Source organism: Streptomyces sp. NP-1717, from assembly GCF_022695985.1.
Classification (GTDB): Bacteria; Actinomycetota; Actinomycetes; order Streptomycetales; family Streptomycetaceae; genus Streptomyces.
This window is the reverse complement of sequence record NZ_JAAPBF010000423.1, coordinates 1-2489: the sequence shown is the minus strand read 5'-3', so window position 1 is coordinate 2489 and position 2489 is coordinate 1. Positions and strand designations below refer to the sequence as shown.

General features: G+C 72.4%; 1 protein-coding gene. It reads left to right on the top strand.

Features of this window, described 5'->3' with window-relative positions:
• The first annotated feature begins 409 nt into the window (after positions 1–409).
• Positions 410–2470 (top strand): DEAD/DEAH box helicase, encoded by a 2061-nt coding sequence (locus GXP76_RS35135; RefSeq protein WP_374363716.1) that lies wholly within the window; start codon positions 410–412, stop codon positions 2468–2470.
• Positions 2471–2489 lie beyond the last annotated feature (19 nt).

Below are 2489 nucleotides of genomic sequence, written 5' to 3'. Positions count from 1 at the left end.
AGCCGCCCGCGCCCGACCCGGACCCGGAGCCCCCGGCACCGCCCGAGCCGAGCGGCCCGCCGGAGCCGCCGTCGGCCTCGCCCATGGCGGACGTACGGGCGAGCGCGCTGTCCCCGGGCGACGGGGCCGGGATGCGGAAGCAGCCCGTGACGTCGCCGCAGTTGGGGCCGGTGTGACGCGGATCGTACGGAGGCGGTTTGCCAGGGAGGGGGAGGGGTGCGTATGGTAGTAGATCGTTTGATCATTGCCCGGCGCCGACACAGAAGAGCGCCGCGTGGCGCGTTCTCTCCCTTGCCGTGGCTGACCGCATTGAGGCGGTCGAATTGCGAATCACGGAGTTTGGGCGCGTGCCGAGACTCCGGAAGGTTTCGCATTTCGCATGTCCATTTCCAGTACTGACCACGCCGTCATGCCCGAGAACGACTCCGACGACTCGATCACGAGCGTCGAGAACGTCGTGGCGGAGACGGTCGAGGCCGCCGAGGCCCCCAAGACCCCCGAAATCACCTTCGGCGACCTGGGGTTGCCCGAGGGCATCGTCCGCAAGCTCGCCCAGAACGGCGTCGTCGCGCCCTTCCCGATCCAGGCCGCGACCATCCCGGACGCCCTGGCCGGCAAGGACATCCTGGGCCGCGGCCGCACCGGCTCCGGCAAGACCCTCTCCTTCGGTCTGCCGCTGCTGGCCACCCTCGCCGAGGGCCACACCGAGAAGAAGAAGCCCCGCGGCGTCATCCTGACCCCGACCCGCGAGCTGGCGATGCAGGTCGCCGACGCCCTCCAGCCGTACGGCGACGTCCTCGGCCTGAAGATGAAGGTCGTCTGCGGCGGTACGTCGATGGGCAACCAGATCTACGCGCTGGAGCGCGGCGTCGACGTCCTCGTCGCCACCCCCGGCCGGCTGCGCGACATCATCAACCGCGGCGCCTGCTCCCTGGAGAACGTCCGGATCGCGATCCTCGACGAGGCCGACCAGATGTCCGACCTGGGCTTCCTGCCCGAGGTCACCGAACTGCTCGACCAGGTGCCGGCCGGCGGCCAGCGCATGCTCTTCTCCGCCACGATGGAGAACGAGATCAGCACGCTGGTCAAGCGCTACCTGAAGAACCCCGTGCACCACGAGGTCGACAGCGCGCAGGGCAACGTCACGACCATGAGCCACCACGTGCTCGTCGTGAAGCCCAAGGACAAGGCGCCGGTCACGGCCGCGATCGCGGCGCGCAAGGGCCGCACGATCATCTTCGTCCGTACGCAGCTCGGCGCCGACCGTATCGCCGAGCAGCTGCGCGACTCGGGTGTGAAGGCGGACGCGCTGCACGGCGGCATGACGCAGGGCGCGCGCACCCGGACGCTGGCGGACTTCAAGGAAGGTCACGTCAACGCGCTGGTCGCGACCGACGTGGCCGCCCGCGGTATCCACGTCGACGGCATCGACCTGGTCCTGAACGTGGACCCGGCCGGTGACCACAAGGACTACCTGCACCGTTCGGGCCGTACGGCGCGCGCGGGCAAGTCCGGCGTCGTCGTCTCCCTGGCCCTGCCGCACCAGCGCCGCCAGATCTTCCGGCTGATGGAGGACGCGGGCGTCGACGCCGCGCGTCACATGGTCGCCGGTGCCGGCGCCTTCGAGCCGGAGGTCGCCGAGATCACCGGCGCCCGTTCGCTGACCGAGGTGCAGGCCGACTCCGCGAACAACTCCGCCAAGCAGGCGGAGCGCGAGGTCGCCGACCTGACCAAGGAGCTGGAGCGCCTCCAGCGCCGCGCCGGCGAGCTGCGCGAAGAGGCCGACCGTCTCGTCGCCCGCGCCGCGCGCGAGCGTGGGGACGACCCGGAAGCGGCGGTGGCGGAGGTCACGGCCGAGGCCGTGGCCGCCATCGAGGCCGCGACGGCTGCCGCGTCCGTACCGGCGCAGGCGACCCGCGACGAGCGTGGCAACTACGGTCGCCGCGACGACCGCAGGGACGACCGTGGTGAGCGCAGCGGCCGCGGTGGCGCCCGGGGCTACACCCCGCGCGACGGCGGCAGCGGTGACCGCGGCGGATTCCAGCGCCGTGACGACCGCGGTGGCGAGCGGGGCGGCTTCAACCGCGATCGCAACGACCGCGACCGCGGTGGCTTCCAGCGTCGTGACGACAGGCCCGCGAGTGGCGGTTTCCAGCGTCGTGACGACCGTCCGGCCGGTGGCGGCTTCCGCCGCGATGACCGGAAGGAAGGCGGCTTCAACCGCGACCGCCGCGACGACCGCCGCGACGGCGCCCGCCCGTTCGAGCGCCGCGAGCACCGTCCGACCGGTGACCGCCCGTTCAACCGCGACCGCCGCGACGACCGCCCCTCGGGCGGCTTCCGCTCCGGTGGCCACGATCGCCCCTCGGGCCGCCGCGACGACCACCGCGGAGGCACGACCGGCACGGGCACGAGCACGGGCTCGTTCGGCCGCCGCGACGACAAGCCGCGCTGGAAGCGCAACGGCTGACGGCCCGACACGCACGACG